This is a genomic window from Brevibacillus reuszeri, assembly GCF_002897295.1.
Classification (GTDB): domain Bacteria; phylum Bacillota; class Bacilli; order Brevibacillales; family Brevibacillaceae; genus Brevibacillus; species Brevibacillus reuszeri_A.
In genome coordinates, this window is record NZ_BEXF01000007.1 from 53,444 (window position 1) to 73,505 (window position 20,062).

Genomic DNA, 20,062 nt, shown 5'->3' on the forward strand with positions numbered 1-20,062 from the left:
TGTTGATTACGATGGTAAAAAGAATGAGGCAATATGCACAAGGTGGTTGGTTTTACTTTACGTAAAGAGAGGAACGAGAGGCATGTCCAATCATACCCGAATTCGAGTTTTCGCTGCGCATGGAATCAGTATTTTTCTTTGGGCATCCGCCTTTGCCGGAATACGTGTTGGACTTGAGGCATACTCACCAGAGCATCTGTCCGTTTTGCGTTTTCTCGTAGGCTCTCTTTTCCTGGCAATCCTGGCGCCCTTTTTTCGTGTTCGCTTGCCTGCGCTACGAGATGTACCCTTCCTGCTATTATTGGGGGCTTTGGGCTTTACAGTCTACCATACGGCGCTCAATTACGGAGAGCAGACGATCAGTGCGGGGGTCGCAAGTCTGTTCGTAGCCACTACGCCTATCTTTGCTGCACTGCTTGCCCTCCTGTTCTTTCGAGAACGCTTTGGGATAAAAGGGTGGATCGGCGCTCTGATTGGTTTTACTGGTGTGGCACTGAGCTCTATCGGCACAGGTAAACCTATCCAGCTAAGCAGCGGAATCTTTCTGATTCTTTTGGCTTCTTTTTCGGAGAGCATTTACTTCGCCTTTCAAAAAAAGTATGTAGAAAAGTACGGATCGTTTGCCTTTACCGCTTACACGATTTGGGCGGGAACGCTGTTTATGCTCGTGTTTTTGCCGGGACTGGATACGGCAGTGATGCAAGCACCGCTTGACGTGACACTCAGTGTTTTGTATCTCGGCATTTTTCCGAGTGTCGTGGCTTATTTGACTCTTGCTTACGTGACATCGGTAGTCGGCACTTCGGAAGCAACCAGCTCGCTTTATCTCACTCCGGCTCTTGCCTTTTTGATTGCGTGGGTTTGGCTAAAGGAAGTGCCCTCGCTTCTCACGATCATCGGGGGAGTAGTTACGCTCGGGGGAGTTTTGCTCTCCACTGTTAAAACTGGCAAGACTGGCACTACGATACCCCAGACAGAAAAAAGAGGCACTGCTCACGTTAAAAATGTGTGAGCCTGTGCCTATGCTTTCTTATTGCTGCAAGGAATGATCCCTCCGACGAGAAAATGCGATTTTGTCATAGGTGAGCGCAGCCAGAATCGCTCCTGCAAGCGGTCCTATGAGATAAATCGGAAATTGGCTCCAGTAGACCTTGCCGCCCATCAACGAATCGATGACATATGGTCCAAATGTGCGAGCCGGATTGAAGGAAGAACCTGTCGGACCTGCCGTCATCATAATAATTCCTGCTACTGTCAAACCGATGATCAGACCCGCAAATCCTGCTGGTGCTCGCTGATCAACCGCAACACCCATGATCACGAGCATCAGTACGTAAGCCTCAATCGCTTCGATTACCATTCCGCGAATATAGCTCGTGTCTGCTGAAAGTACCGTTGCACCCAAATTTCCAATGACGGCGCCATCGCTGCCCAGTACAGCCACGATCCCTAGAGCACCAACTACCCCACCCACCAATTGGGCAGCGATATAAGCCGGGACCTCCTGCCAGGAGAACCGCCCGACAGATGCCAAAGCCACTGTGACAGCAGGATTGATATGGCACCCGGAGACTTTGCCAAACGTGTAGATCATCGCCGCCACAATCAATCCAAATGCCAGGCTAACCACACCTATATCTGCGAGAGTGGCCGCCTGATTGCTTTTGGCTGTCAAAATCCCTAAAAAAGCCGCTGTTCCTGGTCCGATCAGAACTAACAGAGCAGTTCCTATCAGCTCAGCAGCACTCCGCTTCCACAGAGAAGGGGGATGCTCCATTGTCCCCACCTTCCTCTCTAACGACGTACCAGCCCGTGCGGATCAATGACGAACTTCTTGGCTGCGCCACTGTCAAACTCGCTGTAGCCTTTCGGTGCATCATCGATCGAGATGAGCGTCGCATTGACAGCTTTGGCAATTTGCGCGCGTCCACTCAAAATGGACATCATCAGGCTATGGTTGTATTTCATGACAGGAGTTTGCCCAGTCACAAACGTATGCGCCTTTGCCCAGCCCAGTCCGAAGCGAATTTTCAGTGTTCCTTCCTGGGCATCGGCATCAATCCCGCCCGGGTCACCCGTCACGTACAGGCCAGGAATTCCCAGTCCTCCGCCTACACGCGTAACTGTCATGATCGAATTCAATACAGTTGCGGGCGCTTCTGAATGATTCGGTCCGTGACCATGCGCTTCAAAGCCCACGCAATCGACTGCGCAATCCACCACTGGCTCGCCCAGTATTTGCTCGATCAGCTCACCGAGATTGTCATGCTTGCCAAGGTCCACCGTCTCGCAGCCAAAGCTTCTCGCCTGCGCCAGCCTCTCTGGGTTGAGATCGCCGACAATCACGACCGAGGCACCTAGCAGCTGTGCGGAATGAGCTGCTGCCAAACCAACGGGACCAGCCCCTGCGATGTAGACTGTTGAGCCTGGCTTCACGCCTGCACTCACAGCACCGTGGAAGCCAGTCGGGAATATATCAGAGAGCATGGTCAGATCGAGAATTTTTTCCATCGCTTTTTCTTTGTCCGGGAATTTGAGCAATTGGAAATCGGCGTAAGGAACCATCACGTACTCCGATTGACCGCCTACCCATCCGCCCATGTCCACATATCCGTAGGCTGATCCAGGACGATCCGGGTTGACGTTTAGACATACATGTGTTTTTTGCTCCCGGCAGCTACGGCAACGACCACACGCAATATTAAACGGAACAGAAACGAGATCGCCTTTTTTAATAAATTCGACATCTCTGCCTACCTCGAGCACTTCCCCGGTAATTTCATGCCCCAGCACCAAGCCCTCTGGCGCGGTTGTCCGTCCACGTACCATATGCTGATCGCTACCGCATATATTAGTAGTAACAACCTTCAGAATCACTCCATGATCACACTTGCGTCCGACGTTCAGTGGGTTTACTCCAGGTCCATCGCGCAGAACCAAATCTGGATAACCAATGTCCTCCACACCTACTCTGCCCGTTCCTTTGTACACGACTGCTTTGTTTCCTGCCATCTATACCCCTCCTTAGATCGTTTCGCTCGTTAGGAAGCGATTACAGTGACTAGCTATAGCAGATTTTGTACCAACGGGAAAAATAGCAGTCAAATCCGCTTTCGTACACGCCCTGCTTCGCATAGTGTTACAAAACAGGACAAACGAGTGTGGATTTTCGTGACAACTGCTCAACTTTTGAAATTTTCTTACTTTTCTTGTGTTATACTATCTTTGAGTTGAGACATTCCATTTCCTGTAAGGAGGTGTAATTGTGTCTTCAGTCGTGTATTCCCATGAATTTGAAATGATTCGGGAATCATGGCAGCGCTGCTATGCCCAAGGCTTTCTTCCTACAGATTCTGTACGTGGTCAGTTGCTGTCTGAGAGTCAAATCCTCTCCCTACAAAAAGACTCCCGTTTCCTTTTGGAGCACGCAATCCCCGTTTTTGATTCCCTATATCCACTCTACAAGCATGCCGAGTACATCGCTGTTCTCACTGATCGCCACGGCACCATCATCCACACTGTTTCCACTCCGGAATTTCAGGAGCTGGCTGACTCAATCTACATGCTACCTGGAGCCAATTGGCTGGAGAATACGATGGGAACCAATGCCATGGGCGTAACGCTACTTGAGAAAAAGCCTGTTCTTGTCTATGGTGAGGATCATTTTTACCGGACCAATCATTTTCTCGCGTGTGCTGCCAGTCCCATCTTCAACTCTATGGGAGAATTGCTTGGAGCAGTAAACATCAGCTGCCGCATCGAGCAATATACGTCCTCTATTCTACCTTTGGTAACGATGCTTGCAGACAGCTTGCAAAATCGACTCTTGCTCAGCGAAGCCCGGCAAGAACACTTGCTTACTCTCAGACACATGGAAAAGCTGGAAAATGAACATCCCACTCCTCTACTCACTCTCGACAGCGATCAGCGTATCGTTCGTGCCAATCGTGCGGCAGAACGGATTATTGGCCGAGACTGTCTGGGTAAGGAGTTTAGCATAAAGGATGGCTACGTCATGGAAAGCATCTCGGACCATTCCCAGAGATTATGGCGTTCGATCACCATACGTCCGCGATCCACCGCCAAGCAAAAGCATTATGTGTTTGACGATATTTTTGGTACATGCCCGACCATCACACGTGTGAAGCAGCTTGCTATTAGAGCTGCCTCCATGGAAACGCCCCTTCTGCTCAGCGGAGAAAGCGGTACTGGCAAGGAATTATTTGCCCAAGCCATTCATTCCGCTAGCCCACGCAGTGATCAGCCCTTTATTGCCGTCAATTGCAGTGCGATTCCGGAAGACTTGGTTGAAAGCGAGCTGTTTGGTTATGAGCGCGGTGCATTTACCGGAGCAAAAGCCGAGGGCAGTATCGGAAAATTCGAAGCTGCTCACAACGGCACGCTGTTTCTCGATGAGATCGGTGATATGTCGCTTCGTGCCCAAGCCGCCTTGCTGCGAGCGGTGCAAGAAAAAGTCATTACGCCAGTCGGCAGTGTAAAAAGTAAGCATGTGAATGTGCGCATTATCGCTGCCACACACAAACATCTGCCCGACGAGATTCGCTCCAAGCGTTTTCGTGAGGATTTGTACTATCGGCTAAAAGGAATCCAGCTGACACTGCCTCCTCTGCGCAAGCGAAGCGACATCGGCGCACTGGCTACCCACTTGCTGCACAAGCTTGATGCTAGCACCTCTCTTTCTCACGAGGCGTTAGCGCATTTGCACCACCATTCGTGGCCTGGGAACGTCCGGGAGCTAAACAGCATCCTAGTCCAAGCTGCGTTTTTAGCGGAGGGAGGACAAATCGAGCCTGTCCATCTACAATGGGAGCAAGATTTACCCGAGGGAAACACCCTGTCTCCCCATCCTTCGCATAGACTATCGCTCGAAGAAACCGAGAAGGAAACGATTTTGCGTACATTGGATTCCACGCGCTGGAATATTAGTCGCGCGGCCCAGCTGCTTCAGGTTAGCCGCAATACCCTATATCGCAAGCTGACGGAGTACGGCTTTCATCGGCAGTAAACAAAAAATGCGGCACCTCCGAATGGGAGTGCCGCTCTTTACATATATGCTTCAGGCAAGCCCAAGCTCAGCTGCCAGAACAAGATACATCGCGTGAGACCAGAGCAGCGGGACAGCTGGTTCACCCGAGCGCTCTACCCAGGACGAATAGTCTGGCGGCGAAAGCAAATGCTCCTGCACTTGCTCAGGCAAGCCTGCATCTTTTCGCTGAGACACGATCCATGCGGCGATATCATATGCCTCCTGACCTCTACCTGTCCGGGCGTAGTACCATCCCAGCCACGCTGACAAAAGCAGCCATTGCCCGCCGCCATAGTACGTATCAGACGCGTAGCGATGAACACCGTGCCCTGCCAGCAGCTCCCTTTCAATCGCCTGTACCGTCTGAATCATACGTGGATCATCTACCTCTACCAAACCAAAGGGAAGTGTCAGCCATAAAAGACTGGCATCTACAGCAGTATTGCCGATCGACTTTACAAATTGACCGTTTGCCGTGCCGTTCGCAAAAACGAATTGTCGAATCGACTCTGCCAGCTGCACCAGCTCAGGTGCTCTTTCAGGCAAAAAAGCTTCCATTGCCTTGACTCCTGCAAAAATAGCTGCCAGCGTCACTGGATGCACCCGGTCACCTGCTTCTTCCCAGCAATCAAAATTGGGCAGCTGCCAACAGGCCGTCAAATAATCGAGTGTCAGCTCAATCGATGGCATCAGCTGCCTGATCAAATCGGCTTCTCCGCTATCGTGTACATGACGAGCCAGCCCCCACAGCCAGGTTCCGTATCCATCGAGTTGAAAGCTGCCCCAATCCCCGATGACTTCCTCTCCGTCCACAGTGTAGCGGGTATGCAAAAAACGGTCACTCCCTGTTTCTCCCCCGCGGTCCCCTGCCTTTACTGCATCTATCGCCGCTCTCGCCTTTTGTTCATGCCTGTTAATGACGCGATCACACCACTTATAGAAACGGCTTGCGCTCTCGTGCTGGCCAACACGATTCATTGCGTAAGCCGTAAAGGCTCCATCACGAAGCCATGCATACTTGTAATGAGTAAAGGCCGGTGAGGCGATATACGCCCCTGACGTAGCCTGGTGCCGCAAGATCAGCTGAATACTTTGTGTGCACAGGGTATTGGTCATCACACGATCCCCCCTCAGCAAAAGACAAGCCTGCGTCATAAGCAGCCTATGCGCGCTCGTCTTTTAGCCATGCTGCTATAGCATATGCGTCAATTTACATCATGTGTCCATGATGCCCTCTTCACAAGCATAGAAAACCTGACTGCGTCATTCCTTTGGGAAGGCTGCGACTGCACCTATCTGCACAAAAACCCCACTGGAAGAACTTATCCAGCAGGGTCACAGTGTGCTCTTGTATTAAGTTTTACGCGTCCGTCGACTCTGACAAATTCAAGTAATGCTGGAGTTCCTCGTAAAAAGTTGGATTGCAGGCCATGACACTGCTTTTTTGGTCATATGGCAACGGCTCTCCCATCATGTTGGTCACGCGGCCTCCCGCTTCCTCCACAATGATTCGTCCTGCTCCAAAATCCCACGCATTGAGCGAGAGGCTGACATAGCCATCCAGCCGTCCAGCAGCAACATAGGACATTTCCAGTGCTGCACTGCCCAGCAAACGCATCCCGCGTACTTTTCCAGCCAGCTTTTTTACAATCAGGTCAATACCCATCTGCTCGGCGCGCTTGTTCCAAAACACGCTTGTGCATAGAATAGCTTCCTCCAGACTCACAGTCCTGTCCAGATGAAGGGGACGGTCATTGAGAAATGCTCCCTCTCCCTTGACTGCGTAAAAAAGCTCGTCTCTGGATGGATCGTAAACGGCTCCGACGAGTCCCTCACCCTTATGGTAAACGGCAATGGAAACGGCAAAATTGATTTGCTGATGGACAAAATTAGTGGTGCCATCTATCGGATCAATGACCCACAGCGTATCGTAATTTCTGTAATCCTCGGCAAAGGTACTTTCTTCACCCAAGATACCGTGATCGGGAAAACGCTTCAGAATCATATCGATCACATGCTTCTCCACTTCTTTATCTACAGCTGTGACAAGATCGGAGGCAGATGTTTTATACTCGACAGTAAAAGGCTCCTTCATTCGCTTCATACTCAGCTCACCCGCTGAACGGGCGCAGCTCAGAGTCAGCTCTTTTAGCGCCGCCAGTGTTGATGCTTGCACTCGTATCGCCACCCAAAACATGACTTTTTTTTAGTGTACCATACTTTACCTGCTGTTACACTACACCTAAATGCCTGTAGGTCTGACTTCTTGCACCCGGAAAATCATGCAATAGGTATAGGAGCTATTGATACGAACAAAACAGGATGCCCCATCATCATTTTACTGACTGATGGGACATCCCTTTTCTCCTTCACTTGCTTCTTAGCAACAGCGTGTCACGCCGCCTTTTTCATATCGCTCTGTAAGTGCGTACATGTAATACTCTCGCTCCGTCATCGGAAATATGCCCGGAGCCGCATGTGTCACTAGCCAGTGCTGCAAATAGCGATCGTAGTCTGGCATTCCAAAAATAGTCTTGATGGCAGAGCTTACGCGGCGTAACGACTTTCGCATCGCTCTCCATTTACGCCTCATGCTACATGATGCCCTTTGCCGTCGATGAAGTCTCCTTTGGAATCGATATAAGGCGCTTCGTACAATGGGTACTTTTTACCTCGCAATATATTGATCCACAAGCGCGCACCATCGAGAATAATTCCAATCGTGATCACCATGAAAATTGCGCACACGGCGGCGTCGATCTGGTCGTTGAGAATCATTTTTTGTGCAGCCTCAATCGTTTTTACCCCGTTTGGCAACGTTCCTGCATCGAGTGCCTTTTGGAACGCCTCTGCATGCGCCAGGAAGCCGATTTTCGGATCTGTGTGGAACAGCTTCTGCCAGCCAGCTACGAGTGTAGCCGTCGTGAGCCACGCCATCGGGACCAGTGTAACCCACGAGTATCGTGCCTTGCCCATTTTAAAGATGAGGGTCGTTCCTACTGTAAACGCAATCGCGGCAAGCATCTGATTCGCGATACCGAAGAGTGGCCACAGGGTATAGATGCCTCCGAGCGGGTCCATGACACCCTGGAGCAGGAAGTAACCCCAACCGATTGTAATTAATCCAGAGCCGATCAAGTTTCCTGGAAGCCAGTTCACTTCCTTCATTTTCGGGAATACGTTGCCGAGCATATCTTGGACCATGAAGCGACCGACACGCGTCCCCGCATCAATCGTCGTCAAAATGAAAACGGCTTCAAACAAAATCGCAAAGTGATACCAGAATGCCATCAGTGCCTTGCCGCCCAGAATTCCGGAGAAAATGGTTGCCATCCCAATAGCAAGTGACGGTGCCCCGCCCGTTCGGGAGAGAATCGTTTTTTCCTGAATGTCATCCGCTAGCGTAGTCAGCTGATCAGGAGTGACGGTAAAGCCCCAGCTGGAAATCGTCGTCGCCGCTGCTGCTGCGTCTGCGCCAATCACGGCCCCCGGTGAGTTAATCGCAAAATAAATTCCTGGTGTAAGCACGCATGCTGCAATCATCGCCATGATCGCTACACCTGATTCCATCAGCATACCGCCGTAACCGATCAATGGAGCGTGCGATTCCTTGGCAATCATCTTCGGTGTCGTCCCTGAAGAAACGAGAGCGTGGAATCCCGACACGGCACCACAGGCGATGGTAATAAACAAGAACGGGAACAGATTACCCGCAAATACAGGACCCGTGCCATCGATAAACTTGGTCAATGCTGGCATGTGCAGCGGCGGCAGCGTGAGTATGATACCAACCGCCAAAATGGCAATGGTTCCGACTTTCAAAAAGGAGCTGAGGTAGTCACGCGGTGCCAGCAAGAGCCATACGGGAAGCACCGACGCTACAAAACCGTACACGATAATCATCCACGCAAGCTGTACTTTGGAAAACGTAAAGGCTGGACCCCATGTTGGCGACGCAGCTACAGCCTGCCCCAGCCAGAGAGAGAAGAACAGGAGAGCCAGACCGATCAGTGACCCCTCCATGACACGCCCTGGCCTGATATAGCGCATGTACAGTCCCATCAGGATCGCGATCGGCAGCGTCATAAATATCGTAAAGGTAGCCCATGGAGATTCGGCAAGCGCATTCACAACAACCATCGCCAAAACGGCAATCAAAATAATCATGATCGCGATGATGCCGACAAGCGCTAGCGCTCCGCCAAACGGACCGATTTCTTCTTTTGCAATTTGTCCGAGCGATTTCCCATTGCGGCGCATCGAACCAAATAGGATAATAAAGTCTTGAACCGCACCACCGATGACCACTCCGACAATGATCCAGAGTGTCCCCGGCAAATAACCCATCTGCGCAGCCAGGGTAGGTCCCACGAGTGGTCCTGCACCTGCAATCGCAGCGAAGTGATGTCCGAAGAGTACCCATTTGTTTGTGGGAACGAAGTCTTTTCCATCATTGTTGACTTCGGCTGGAGTAGCTCTCTTGTCATCGAGACCCATCAATTTTTTGGCAATAAAACGGCTGTAAAAACGATAAGCAACGGCATAAGTGCAAATTGCAGCTGTCAATAGCCAAAATGAGTTGACGGACTCTCCACGAGTCAGAGCTATAATTCCAAATCCAATTGCTCCTAGAGCGGCAATCCCACCCCAGATGAGGATGGAAAGAAGCCATTTCTTCATACATGCGCCTCCTTATCTATTTCTATAAAATTCAGGCAATTAGCCCTAGAACAAGGTATCATAAGGAAGAAGTTGTCTAAACGAATCTTGGCTGAACCGTACAAAAAAAGGCATGAGCGGTACCATTCTCGTATGAGTGAAAACGCATACAGGACAAATCGCACTTGCTGCGATACCAAGATCTGAAACCTTTCAGCTGGTCTATCGTATAGCATATCTACAGCATTTTTCTGCTTAGGAGGGACAAGATGCCATCTCGCCCCAACTCTTTCATACGTATTTGCTGGCTTGCACTTCTGGTTACGTGCTTATGCTTTTTCCCCAGCAGCTCGATTTCTACCGAGCCTACTGTTCATGATGCGCAGGCATCCTATACAGCTCTGCATAAAGGCGTGTTTCACCTCGTCAGCTACCGTCAGCACGCCCCTGTAAAAGTTTTCGTGCAAAAGCAGCAGACCCATTTTATGCCGGTCAAACAGCAAAGCACGCTATATTTGCTGCTTGCCCTTATCGTCAGCTTTTTGTTCATTGTCCAGACGAGACTAAAATGGATGATTCTGATGCCGATCAAGTACGGGTCCAAATTTGTGGACGATCTCCTCAAAGGAATGGCAAGAAAACCTGAGAGGAGAATGAATAGCAATGAGATATACAAAAAAAGAAGCAGACATGATTCAAGGAACGATCAGAGACATCAAAATTTTTTCTATCGCCCTAGTCGTAGTGGTGATCGGGTTGTTCGCTTTGAAATACTACATCGGATAGCTTGAATGCATTCTATCATTCCTCCCTTTTCCTCTTGGATTGGGAGGGTTTTTATGAGGAAAGGGAATGTCTCCGCCCCGAGACTGATTCTTGCCTTTACAACGTATGATAAAATGATACAAGAATTGGAAGGTTGACCAAAAGGAGAACATGCTCATGAGACATATCGGCGGCTATCTATTAATTGGGATCGGCGCGATGTTTGTAATGGCCACGTATTTCAACATCCCGCTTGCCATCGACAAGCTTTGGCCAGCATTTTTGCTTATCCCTGCCATCGCTTTTCACATTTTCTTTTTCATGAATCCAAAGCCCAATCGTGCAGGCTTACTGGTGCCAGGAGGAATCCTGCTTGTTTACGCCCCGCTCTTCTTCTTCAGTCAAATATTTATGGATGGCGACATGAGCACGACTTGGCCGTTCTTTCTGATTGGTCCCGCGGTCGGTCTTACGGAATTATACATTTTTGGCGGACGGAAAAAGGGTCTGTTGATCCCGATTGGTATTTTGACCACAGTAGCTGTCGTATTTTTGGCAGCGAATCTGTTATCGAGCCAGGTCGGTGGCCTTCTCGGATTGCTGTTGATCGTTTTGGGTGGTTACTTGGTATCACGAAAAAAAAGCGACGATTATTCGGTGTAAGTAGGAAAAAAGACCAGCTTGGCACAGGAGGTTTTCGCTCGTGTCATTCTGGTCTTTTTTTATTTTACAGCTGGGCATTAAACTGCTCGGGAATGTACTCGATTTTCGACTGCGCCACAATCGTTAGCTGACCGGATGCTGCATCGTATGCAACAGGACCGTTCTTCACGTAAAACCAGATCTTTTGGATAGGCTGTCCCTCTTGCTCCTGGAACAAAAAGACATTCAGCTCGTCTTTCCACTTCATGATCTCTTGTACGCGCTCGGGTGGTACCGACAGCACGAAGCGTGTCTCCTCGCCTGCTTGCTCCCATTGATAGGAAACGCCATCTTTTCCCGAATCAATAAAGGTTCTGCCTCCAACGGCATGCTTGACCAGTAATGTTTCTTTCATCATGCGTATCCTCCTTTACGGCAAGTCAATCAGCATGAAAAACGCCGCTTCTTCTGCTGCTGTAATCGTGAGGCTCTTCTCTGCCTCGATTCGTGCCGAGTCTCTCGTCCCCATCGCTTGCTCGTTCACAGAAAGCGCTCCTTCGATCACGAACAAAAACGTCCTGCGATCTTCTTTTTGCGAAAAGGAGAGCGTTTTTGCCGTCTCAAGCCGGCTCAAATAAATCGTCATATCCTGATGAATCGCAGCGATTTTCTCTCCCCCCTCGGGAGATACGACAGGAAGCAGCTTATTTTGCAGCCCTTGTTCATCGTAACGCTTTGTTTCAAAGGATGGTGTCAGCCCCCGCTCGGATGGCATAAACCAAAGCTGTAAAAAGTTCAGATCGTCCGTTTCCGATGCATTGTACTCGGCGTGGATAATCCCGCTTCCCGCACTCATCCGCTGAACCTCTCCGGCTGAAGTCACCTCGACATTTCCCAAATTGTCTTCATGCTTGATCGCCCCGCGCAAAACGACGGTTACGATTTCCATGTCACTGTGCGGATGCGGCCCAAAGCCTTTGCCACCCACTACCTCGTCGTCATTGCACACGCGCATGACGCCAAAGCCAGTATTATTCTCGTCAAAATACTCGCCAAATGAAAAGCTGAGATGACTGCGCAGCCATCCTAGATCAACGGAATATCTCAAATTTGAAGGATATAGTTGTATCATACCAATCTTCCTTTCCTCGCAGCTCTCTCTAGTTTACTAGGAAAAATCCGTTTCGACCAGTTTTTCAGCTGTGCGCGTTGCGAGTGCTGGGGTAATCAGCGTTAGTCCATGACCTCACAGATGCTGTTGATCTGGAGAGCGAGAAAGATGGGAGAGGAAATGAATGCTCCGGCTCCCTATCACATACCGTCTACTTGTAAATCTGTGGTTTTCGTCCCTGTATTTGTGTATCATCAGCCCTTGAGCTTCAAAACCCTAATCTTCTTTTGAGCTCCTTTACCACATTGCGGCTAACTGGCACCTCGGTTTTCCGAGTATCCTGCATCACCAAATGAATCGAGCCCTTGAACCATGGCACCAGCTCAGCTGTTCTGGAAAGATTGACGATATAAGCACGATGGGTCCGGAAAAATTGCTGTGGAGATAGCCTGCTCTCCAGCTCCTGCAAGGAAAAGGAGGTCGCGTATTGCTCGCATCCGGTATAAATGCTGGCGTATCTACCCTCCAGCGTAGCAAAGACGATTTCATTTGGGTCGATCAGTATGATTTTTCCATTTTTCTCTACCGGAACTCGACGTGGCTGCTGATCCGTCAGTACGCTCTGCAGCAAAAATTGTAGTCTTTCCTCAAATGGTGGCGTTTCTACCGCTTGCGCACCACTTGCTGTCCGCAGCAGTCGACGCACACGATTCATCGTCTTCTCCAGCCTCAGTTCGCTAAAGGGCTTGACAATATAATCGACGGCTTCTGTCTCAAACGCACGGACTGCGTGGATTTCATAAGCACTCGCAAAAATGATGACAGGGGGCTTCACCATAGATTCCAGCAGCTCCTGCCCCACATCAACACCATCGCGATCTTGCAAATGGATATCCAAGAAGACGGCATCAGGCTCAATCTGAACGATCGCATCGATTGCCTCTTCCCCGCTACTTGCCTCTCCGACTACAGAAACTTCGGGAAATTGTTCGATTAAATAGCGCAGCTCTTCTCTCGCTGGTGCTTCATCATCCACGATGAACACTTTTAGCACTCGCATTCACCCCTACCGGTAATTGTATCGTGCAGGTCGTGCCCCGCCCCGCTTCACTTTCAATGACGATTCCGTATGGCTCACCATAAATGGAACAAAGTCGGCTTCTTACGTTAGTAAGACCGATACCAGACAAACGCCGCTTTCCATCCTTTTGCGTCTGGGCCGTAAGAAAAGGGTCCTGATCCATGCCCACGCCATCATCAGCTACCGTCAGCTCCAAAGTCTGCGTGTCCAAACGCCGCGCCCTGATCTTCACCGTTCCGCCTTCCCGTTTGGGCAAAAGTCCGTGCTTCACCGCATTTTCAACGAGCGGCTGCAAAATGAGTCCTGGCACCGTTACTCGCTCGACTCCAGCTTCAATGTCGTACTCCACATGCAGCTTGTCTCCAAATCGGGCACGCTCGATTGCGAGGTATGCTTCGATATGCTCCAGCTCTCCAGCCAGACTGACATAGCCTCCGGAATCGTGCAGATTGCGTCTGAAATATTCCCCCAGATGAATCAACAGCTCACGTGCCTGCTCCGGACGAAATCGAATAAACGAAACGATTGTATTGAGTGCATTGAATAAAAAATGCGGATTGATCTGTGCATGTAGGGCCTTGATCTCTGCATCTGCCAATAAACGAGACTGCTTTTCCAGCTCTGCCAGCTCCAATTGGGTAGAGATAAAGTTCCCCAAACCACGAACCAGCTCCAGATCAACAGCCGACAGCTTGCGTGAACGATCCTGGTACAGCTTTAGGACACCTGCTACCTCCTGTCTGCGCATCAGGGGAACGAGAATCGCGTAGCGCAGCAAACAGTTTGGCTCCTTGCAGCCGATCTCCTCTTTTGTCCGGGCAATCATCATTTCCTTGGTCAAAATGACTTCCTTGGTTGCTTTTGTCGTAATTCCTTCTCCGACTACATGATGGGAGGAGCCCGCTCCGACATGCGCAAGCACCGTGCGCGTATCTGTGATCGCGACAGCCGCTACTCTCGTCGTGCGCAATATTTCCTCTGCCACTTTTTTCGCAGAATCGTAGTTCAAGCCTTGGCGCAAATAGGATAACGTCTTGTCAGCCACCTGCATCGTCCTTTGAGCCTGCAGCGCGCCGATGCGGTCTTCTTCCTTTTTCACCAAATCAATGATAATAATCAGGATCGCCACGCCTAGTGAATTCACGACGGACATCGGGATGCTGATCGACTTGACGAGGGCCAGTGCTTCTGCATAGGGACTTGCCAATAGCAAAATAATGCCCATTTGCATCCATTCGGCGATAAACCCTACACCGAGTGCTGTCGTCCAGCCAATTCCCTGATTCCGATTTCGCCGATACTGATAGATCAAGCCTGCGATCAGACCCTCACTGATGGTTGATACGGCACAAGCCAAATCGGTAAAGCCACCGAGCGAATAGCGATGGATTCCCGCTACCAGCCCCGTTAAAAGTCCTACCCAGGGTCCGGCCAATAGTCCGGCTACCACCGTTCCAATCACCCGCGAGTTGGCAATGGCATCCTGATACCAGATGCCATTGTAGGTACCCAAGATAGAAATGGCGGAAAAGATCAGCACCATGACCGCTTTTTCCCGCCAGGTTGCCTGTTGGTTCAAAATGCTGCGAAAGGCTCGTACACGTGTAAATAAAAGGGCGGCAACGATCAAGACAGCCGTCCGCTCTGCCAAAGGAACCATCAAGGCTACATTCATAACGCTTCCTCCTATAAACCACTCTTTCCTCATTATCCACATCAGACATATAGACGGTCAAGCGAATTGTCTGACAAGACTGACTACGGACAAAAAACCATCCTCAGTGCGCACGTGCCACGTTGAGGATGGTTTCCTTGGTCGAGGAAAAAGATGGCTTACAGATTCCCGCGTCTCTCTTGCTCGCGCTCCAGCGCTTCAAACAGCGCTTTAAAGTTGCCGTTGCCAAAGCCCCGTGCACCTTTACGCTGGATAACTTCAATAAACAAGGTCGGGCGGTCTACGATTGGCTTGCTGAACAGCTGCAGCAAATACCCCTCATCGTCTCGGTCTACGAGGACGCCGAGCTTTTTCAGTGCTTCAATATCCTCGTCGATTTCGCCCACACGGTCCTTCAGCTCTTCGTAATACGTATCTGGTACGGAAAGGAAGTCGACGCCATTGTCCTGAAGCTTGGAGACAGTTGTAATAATGTCATTGGTCAAAATCGCGATGTGCTGAACACCAGGCCCTTTGTAGAACTCGAGGAACTCCTGGATTTGCGACTTGCGGCGTCCTTCCGCAGGCTCGTTAATCGGGAACTTGATGCGTCCTGTTCCGCTTTGCATCACCTTGGACATGAGGGCGGAATACTCCGTCGAAATATCATCCTCGCTGAAGTTTTGAACAGCGGTGAAGCCCATGACCTTTTGATAATACTCGACCCACTCATCCATTACTTCCACGTTGCCTACGATGTGGTCAATTCCAACGATTCCTGTGCCTTCTGCTTTGATCGGGGATTCGTAGGAGATATAACCAGGAAAGAACGGCCCGTTGTAGTTTTTGCGCTCGATAAAGGAATGAATATTTTCACCGTACGTGCCGATGATTGCTTTTTTTACTGTGCCGAATTCGTCTGTGTATTCGGTTGGCTCCATGATCGGAATCGCGCCACGTGAAACCGCTTCTCGATAAGCTTGTTCACAGTCTTCTACACGCAGGGCAACGTCCTTAACTCCATCTCCATGCTTTTTCACGAATTCAGCAATCGGATGGTCGGGGTTTAATGCTCCGCTGATCACAAACGTCATATGATTTTGCTTCAGCACATACGAAACCTTGTCGCGAGAGCCTGTCTCCAGTCCGGAATAAGCGACTGCTTCAAAGCCAAATGCTTTTGTAAAATAGTGCATCGTTTGCTTGGCGTTTCCTGTGTAAAATTCGAGATAATCCCAGTCTTGAATTGGAAAAAAATCGGTGTTGCTCATTACTACCCCTCCATTTTTCCTGCTTTTTCAATTAATAAGACTTTTTGGGTTATTATGATTATTTTGTCGACATATTGAGATTACATTGGAAACGCTTACTCATGCAAGAACGTGAAACACCGCGAAAACGCTCAACCGCTTTTATCGATTAAAGTACGCATTTGAGCGGGCGCTTGGTACAATAAAGGTAAGATAGATTTGGAGGGGGACACATATTTTATGAGCCAATGGAGTGAACAAGCAGCCAAACAGTGGGATCAATTCGCAGCAGATTGGCATTCGAGAAGTGATGCTATGTGGGAAACAGGAAGTCGCCGTACCATTCTCCCCTTTTTCATGCAGCATATCTCCTCTCAGGTCGGACCCGTACTGGACGCAGGCTGTGGTGACGGATACGCGAGCTGCAAGCTTGCTGGGCAGGGCTATACGGTGGAGGGCGTAGACATTGCCGGGGAAATGATTCAACATGCCAATGACCGGGCAAAAGCAGAAGATGTCCACGTTCATTTTCAAACAGCAGACATTAGTCGCCTGCCTTTTTCTGATGAAAGGTTCGCAGGAGTACTCTCTATCAATGTGGTCGAATTCACACCCTCCCCACTGCGAGCATTGCAGGAGCTGCATCGTGTCCTCGCACCAGGAGGAATATTGGTTTTAGGCATTCTCGGCCCAACAGCAGGACCGCGTGCACATAGCTACCGGCGACTCTATGAGGAAGCGACGATCCAGAATACGATGATGCCATGGGAGGCCAAACAGCTGGCTCGCGAAAACGGCTTTTTGCTACTAGCCGAGGAGTCTGTTTACAAGGAAGGCATAACCCCTGACATCGCCGGTCGCTTGAGTGTGGAATTGCGTGAGGCAGTCAGCTTTTTGACACTGTTTGCCCTGCAAAAAGAAGCGAACTAAACTTGTACAGCAGCGGGCTGTTGGCTCCTCTACCAACGGCCAGCTCCCTGTTAGCCCTCTTTATGCTCACACGTTAGTCCTAATTTTCACCACCTAAAAATGGATAAACAGGCTGATTAACGTTTTTGTAATTATCTGATAATTCGTTATTAGATTTACTTTCATTCATTTTTAGGAGGGACGCAATGGGTAAGAAAATAGGTGTTGCTGTTTCAGCCGCTCTCATCATGTCCATGTTCGCCAGCGGTTCTGCCACTCCGACGATGTTTGCTGTCAGCCGAGCGCAAGCGGCAGAAGCCAAAACAGAAAAACAGTTTATCCCCTATTACGGATACGGTCCGAGTTATGTGCAGCCAGAGACCATCCAGACACTCTTTCCTAAACCAGAGATAGATTTTAAGACCCCCGCTTTTCAGTCAGGCAAGGTAGCCTTCACTTCCCAACAAGAAATGATCGATTACATAACGAAGCTAGCGGCAGGCAATAAGCAAATGAAGCTCGTCACGATCGGTACCTCTCTGGAGGGGCAGGACATTCCACTACTCCTGTTCAGCAAGGATCTGAATTCCATCAAGAAAAACAAAGAGAAGCCGCTGATCTGGCTGCAGGCGCAAATCCATGGCAATGAGCCAGCTGCAGGTGAATCGGCACTCGTTATCGCCAAATGGCTTGCAGAAGAAAAGCTTGGTACTGACCTCTTGGACAAGGTGAATATCGCGATCGTGCCACGGATCAATCCAGATGGGTCCTATGGCTTCAAGCGATATATCGCTACAGATTTGGATGCCAACCGCGATTACATGAAGGTCGAGTATCCCGAGGTGCAGGCGATTCACAAAGCCATTAACGAGTACGAGCCAGACGTCATTCTCGATGCTCATGAGTATGGCGTAAACTACAGTCAATTTGCCAATGTCGGGCCTAAAGGGGCGATTTCCTCGTACGACGTGCTGATATCATCGGCGAAAAACTTGAACATTCCGGAGTCGCTGCGCAAAATGTCTGACAATCTGCTACTAGCTGATGTGCAAAAAGCACTGGATCAGGAAGAGCTGTCTCACCACGCCTATTTTACACTCGCAAAAGGCAAGGACGGCAAAGTGACCGCCACTGAGGGCAGCACGGAAACCCGGATCGGACGAAATGCTCTCGGACTAAAAAATACACTGACATTTCTCGTAGAGACACGAGGAATTGGCATCGGACGTGCCGATTTTGAACGACGCGTGTACAGTCAGGCCGTTACGCACTCTTCCTTTATTCAGTCCGCCGCTGCCCACGCAAGCGAGATCAAAGCTACCGTTGCCTCTGCCCGCCAGGAGATCACAGAGAAAGGCAGAAAAGCAAATGACAACGACAAAATCGTGATTGTAAGTGAAAACAAGCGAGTGCCTGACCAATCACTCATGGTTGTTGATTTGGCTGCGGCAAAAAAAGTTTCTGCTCCGATCGATTGGGTCAGCTCTACTGATGCGTTTCCCGTGCTGGAGAGGGAGCGTCCGACAGCCTATTTGATGCCTCCTGCCTATCATGACATCGCGAGCAAGCTGGAGCAGCTCGGCGTCAAGGTAAGCAAGCTAGCCCAAGACACGACGGTTCCCGTAGAGAGCTATACGGTAAGTGAAAACAAAGTAAACACAACGTATGAAAATGGACATTTTACAAATCAGGTGACCACCAATGTATCTGAGCAAACCAAAACATTCCCGGCTGGCAGCTATGTGTTTCAGATGGACCAGCCAAACGCCAACTTTATTGCCTTGGCTCTGGAGCCTGAATCGGTCGATAGCTACGTTGCCTTTAATTTTATTGCCGTGGAAAAAGGAGACGAGGTGCCCGTATACCGTTACATGCTGGAGCAAGCCCTACCTCTCACCAAGCGTTAAGTTAACAAATGCCAAAAACGTCCCTCTCCTTCGTTCTGGAAAGGGACGTTTTCATATAAAGGGATAGATAGAAGACGAAAATTAGGCCAACACTTTTTTCACGTCTTTGAGGCTTGCTTGCAGAAGCTGGTCTACCTCACCCGCTTCTCTTACATGGCTCAGTAGATCATCATTCAGCTCGTCCAACAAGCTTTTCGCTTCATTCACTTGCTGTGATACTTCACTCGCAAAATGCTTTTGCTGCTGAATAATTTGCAAGACACCTGTAACCTCGTCATTGACCTTGTGAAAAGCCTGGACAATGCCTTCCATTTTGCCGGAAGCATCCTTGCTGATTGACAGGCCGTCTTTGATCGCCGCACTGCTCTTTTCACTGTTCGTCAGTGCTTCTTTTGTTTCTTCTTGTATTTTTCCAATCAAATCTGCGATGTCTTTGGTCGAATTTGCTGTCATTTCGGCCAGCTTGCGAACCTCGTCTGCCACCACAGCAAAGCCGCGTCCCTGCTCGCCTGCACGCGCTGCCTCGATCGCAGCATTCAGCGCCAGCAGGTTCGTCTGATTGGCAATATCGCTAATTACTTTGACGATGCTCGTAATTTCTGACGAACGATCCTCAAGCCTGCTCATGGAACGCGAGGTGTTCACCGAATCCTGTTCCAGCGTACTCATGACCTGCACGACTTCATTCATCGCTTTTTTGCCCGCATCTGCACGTTCAACCGATTCCTTGCAGATCGAGGTCAAGCGCTCCCCGCGCTGCAGCAATTGGTTTGCTGACTCGTCATCGCTCTCATTAATACGCTGGATTTTTTCTACCACCTGCATCATTTGTGAAGCCAGCTGCGCGAGACCGTCATGCTGTGCGTTTACTCCATCATGCGAGGTGATGATAGTACCCATCTGTTCATAGATTGCTACTAATTCTTTCTTCATCTCACGCTGCATTTCTTCTGCTTGGTTTACCTGAGTCGCTACTGCCGTTGCTGCTGTTTCCTTTTCTGCAAGTCCCTTGTCCTTTTTCCAAAACATGCCCGTCC

Annotated in this window: 19 protein-coding genes; 6 read left to right on the top strand and 13 right to left on the bottom strand. The window is 49.8% G+C overall.

Annotated features, from left to right (window positions below):
* Positions 1–82 precede the first annotated feature (82 nt).
* A complete protein-coding gene (locus C3B52_RS13075) occupies positions 83–1,012 on the top strand; it encodes a DMT family transporter (protein ID WP_103106533.1) in 930 nt (309 codons plus the stop codon).
* Between the two features lie 18 nt (positions 1,013–1,030).
* Here the strand turns inward: C3B52_RS13075 and C3B52_RS13080 are convergent, their stop codons facing one another.
* The gene (locus tag C3B52_RS13080; RefSeq protein WP_103106534.1) at positions 1,031–1,777 is read right to left on the bottom strand and encodes an MIP/aquaporin family protein; all 747 of its coding nucleotides are present in this window, start codon (positions 1,775–1,777) and stop codon (positions 1,031–1,033) included.
* A gap of 17 nt (positions 1,778–1,794) precedes the next feature.
* Positions 1,795–3,012 carry a formaldehyde dehydrogenase, glutathione-independent gene (gene fdhA / locus C3B52_RS13085; protein ID WP_103106535.1) on the bottom strand — a complete coding sequence of 406 codons (1,218 nt, stop codon included), beginning with the start codon at positions 3,010–3,012 and terminating at the stop codon, positions 1,795–1,797.
* Positions 3,013–3,265: 253 nt separating this feature from the next.
* On the opposite strand from fdhA, the gene C3B52_RS13090 reads away from it, so the two are divergent.
* Entirely contained in the window at positions 3,266–5,026 is a 1,761-nt protein-coding gene (locus tag C3B52_RS13090; protein WP_103106536.1) for a sigma-54-dependent Fis family transcriptional regulator, read from the top strand.
* A 51-nt stretch (positions 5,027–5,077) separates the two neighbouring features.
* Here the strand turns inward: C3B52_RS13090 and C3B52_RS13095 are convergent, their stop codons facing one another.
* The 5 genes from C3B52_RS13095 to C3B52_RS36435 all read right to left on the bottom strand — a co-directional run bounded on the left by C3B52_RS13095 (position 5,078) and on the right by C3B52_RS36435 (position 10,209).
* Positions 5,078–6,163, bottom strand: coding sequence for a glycoside hydrolase family 15 protein (locus C3B52_RS13095; protein WP_103106537.1), 1,086 nt, complete (start codon positions 6,161–6,163; stop codon positions 5,078–5,080).
* Between the two features lie 244 nt (positions 6,164–6,407).
* A complete protein-coding gene (locus tag C3B52_RS13100; RefSeq protein WP_103106538.1) occupies positions 6,408–7,223 on the bottom strand; it encodes an inositol monophosphatase family protein in 816 nt (271 codons plus the stop codon).
* Between the two features lie 204 nt (positions 7,224–7,427).
* The gene (locus C3B52_RS13105; protein WP_103106539.1) at positions 7,428–7,640 is read right to left on the bottom strand and encodes a CstA-like transporter-associated (seleno)protein; all 213 of its coding nucleotides are present in this window, start codon (positions 7,638–7,640) and stop codon (positions 7,428–7,430) included.
* Entirely contained in the window at positions 7,637–9,727 is a 2,091-nt protein-coding gene (locus tag C3B52_RS13110) for a carbon starvation CstA family protein (RefSeq protein WP_103106540.1), read from the bottom strand. The genes C3B52_RS13105 and C3B52_RS13110 overlap by 4 nt, the downstream gene beginning before the upstream one ends.
* A 308-nt stretch (positions 9,728–10,035) precedes the next feature.
* Positions 10,036–10,209 carry a hypothetical protein gene (locus C3B52_RS36435; protein ID WP_164684773.1) on the bottom strand — a complete coding sequence of 58 codons (174 nt, stop codon included), beginning with the start codon at positions 10,207–10,209 and terminating at the stop codon, positions 10,036–10,038.
* A 160-nt stretch (positions 10,210–10,369) separates the two neighbouring features.
* On the opposite strand from C3B52_RS36435, the gene C3B52_RS37775 reads away from it, so the two are divergent.
* Complete coding sequence (locus C3B52_RS37775; protein ID WP_268811885.1) at positions 10,370–10,492, top strand: hypothetical protein; 123 nt, start codon at positions 10,370–10,372, stop codon at positions 10,490–10,492.
* A 156-nt stretch (positions 10,493–10,648) separates the two neighbouring features.
* The gene (locus tag C3B52_RS13120; RefSeq protein WP_103106542.1) at positions 10,649–11,134 is read left to right on the top strand and encodes a hypothetical protein; all 486 of its coding nucleotides are present in this window, start codon (positions 10,649–10,651) and stop codon (positions 11,132–11,134) included.
* Positions 11,135–11,198: 64 nt separating this feature from the next.
* Here the strand turns inward: C3B52_RS13120 and C3B52_RS13125 are convergent, their stop codons facing one another.
* The 5 genes from C3B52_RS13125 to hppD all read right to left on the bottom strand — a co-directional run bounded on the left by C3B52_RS13125 (position 11,199) and on the right by hppD (position 16,230).
* Positions 11,199–11,528 carry a hypothetical protein gene (locus C3B52_RS13125; RefSeq protein ID WP_164684774.1) on the bottom strand — a complete coding sequence of 110 codons (330 nt, stop codon included), beginning with the start codon at positions 11,526–11,528 and terminating at the stop codon, positions 11,199–11,201.
* A 15-nt stretch (positions 11,529–11,543) separates the two neighbouring features.
* The gene (locus C3B52_RS13130; RefSeq protein WP_103106544.1) at positions 11,544–12,245 is read right to left on the bottom strand and encodes a pirin family protein; all 702 of its coding nucleotides are present in this window, start codon (positions 12,243–12,245) and stop codon (positions 11,544–11,546) included.
* Between the two features lie 247 nt (positions 12,246–12,492).
* On the bottom strand, positions 12,493–13,284 hold the full coding sequence (locus C3B52_RS13135) for a LytR/AlgR family response regulator transcription factor (protein ID WP_235615699.1): 792 nt from the start codon (positions 13,282–13,284) through the stop codon (positions 12,493–12,495).
* Positions 13,253–14,980, bottom strand: a complete 1,728-nt coding sequence (locus C3B52_RS13140; protein WP_103106546.1) for a sensor histidine kinase — start codon at positions 14,978–14,980, stop codon at positions 13,253–13,255. Before C3B52_RS13140 ends, C3B52_RS13135 begins: the two co-directional genes overlap by 32 nt.
* A 158-nt stretch (positions 14,981–15,138) precedes the next feature.
* On the bottom strand, positions 15,139–16,230 hold the full coding sequence (gene hppD / locus C3B52_RS13145) for a 4-hydroxyphenylpyruvate dioxygenase (protein WP_103106547.1): 1,092 nt from the start codon (positions 16,228–16,230) through the stop codon (positions 15,139–15,141).
* A gap of 219 nt (positions 16,231–16,449) precedes the next feature.
* On the opposite strand from hppD, the gene C3B52_RS13150 reads away from it, so the two are divergent.
* On the top strand, positions 16,450–17,139 hold the full coding sequence (locus tag C3B52_RS13150) for a class I SAM-dependent methyltransferase (RefSeq protein ID WP_103106548.1): 690 nt from the start codon (positions 16,450–16,452) through the stop codon (positions 17,137–17,139).
* A gap of 185 nt (positions 17,140–17,324) precedes the next feature.
* Positions 17,325–19,025, top strand: a complete 1,701-nt coding sequence (locus tag C3B52_RS13155) for a M14 family metallopeptidase (protein WP_103106549.1) — start codon at positions 17,325–17,327, stop codon at positions 19,023–19,025.
* 81 nt (positions 19,026–19,106) lie between these two features.
* On the opposite strand, the gene C3B52_RS37305 is transcribed toward C3B52_RS13155, so the two are convergent.
* The gene (locus C3B52_RS37305) at positions 19,107–20,054 is read right to left on the bottom strand and encodes a methyl-accepting chemotaxis protein (RefSeq protein ID WP_103106550.1); all 948 of its coding nucleotides are present in this window, start codon (positions 20,052–20,054) and stop codon (positions 19,107–19,109) included.
* Positions 20,055–20,062 lie beyond the last annotated feature (8 nt).

What these genes read in the sequence shown, in the direction of transcription:
- C3B52_RS13080 (WP_103106534.1), bottom strand. Translation starts at nt 1,777, where the DNA reads ATGGAGCATCCCCCTTCTCTGTGGAAGCGGAGTGCTGCTGAGCTGATA.
- C3B52_RS13155 (WP_103106549.1), top strand. Translation starts at nt 17,325, where the DNA reads ATGGGTAAGAAAATAGGTGTTGCTGTTTCAGCCGCTCTCATCATGTCC.
- hppD (WP_103106547.1), bottom strand. Translation starts at nt 16,230, where the DNA reads ATGAGCAACACCGATTTTTTTCCAATTCAAGACTGGGATTATCTCGAA.
- C3B52_RS37775 (WP_268811885.1), top strand. Translation starts at nt 10,370, where the DNA reads ATGAGATATACAAAAAAAGAAGCAGACATGATTCAAGGAACGATCAGA.
- C3B52_RS13095 (WP_103106537.1), bottom strand. Translation starts at nt 6,163, where the DNA reads ATGACCAATACCCTGTGCACACAAAGTATTCAGCTGATCTTGCGGCAC.
- C3B52_RS13135 (WP_235615699.1), bottom strand. Translation starts at nt 13,284, where the DNA reads ATGCGAGTGCTAAAAGTGTTCATCGTGGATGATGAAGCACCAGCGAGA.
- C3B52_RS13120 (WP_103106542.1), top strand. Translation starts at nt 10,649, where the DNA reads ATGAGACATATCGGCGGCTATCTATTAATTGGGATCGGCGCGATGTTT.
- C3B52_RS13075 (WP_103106533.1), top strand. Translation starts at nt 83, where the DNA reads ATGTCCAATCATACCCGAATTCGAGTTTTCGCTGCGCATGGAATCAGT.
- fdhA (WP_103106535.1), bottom strand. Translation starts at nt 3,012, where the DNA reads ATGGCAGGAAACAAAGCAGTCGTGTACAAAGGAACGGGCAGAGTAGGT.
- C3B52_RS13105 (WP_103106539.1), bottom strand. Translation starts at nt 7,640, where the DNA reads ATGAGGCGTAAATGGAGAGCGATGCGAAAGTCGTTACGCCGCGTAAGC.
- C3B52_RS13130 (WP_103106544.1), bottom strand. Translation starts at nt 12,245, where the DNA reads ATGATACAACTATATCCTTCAAATTTGAGATATTCCGTTGATCTAGGA.
- C3B52_RS13110 (WP_103106540.1), bottom strand. Translation starts at nt 9,727, where the DNA reads ATGAAGAAATGGCTTCTTTCCATCCTCATCTGGGGTGGGATTGCCGCT.
- C3B52_RS13125 (WP_164684774.1), bottom strand. Translation starts at nt 11,528, where the DNA reads ATGAAAGAAACATTACTGGTCAAGCATGCCGTTGGAGGCAGAACCTTT.
- C3B52_RS13150 (WP_103106548.1), top strand. Translation starts at nt 16,450, where the DNA reads ATGAGCCAATGGAGTGAACAAGCAGCCAAACAGTGGGATCAATTCGCA.
- C3B52_RS13140 (WP_103106546.1), bottom strand. Translation starts at nt 14,980, where the DNA reads ATGAATGTAGCCTTGATGGTTCCTTTGGCAGAGCGGACGGCTGTCTTG.
- C3B52_RS37305 (WP_103106550.1), bottom strand. Translation starts at nt 20,054, where the DNA reads ATGTTTTGGAAAAAGGACAAGGGACTTGCAGAAAAGGAAACAGCAGCA.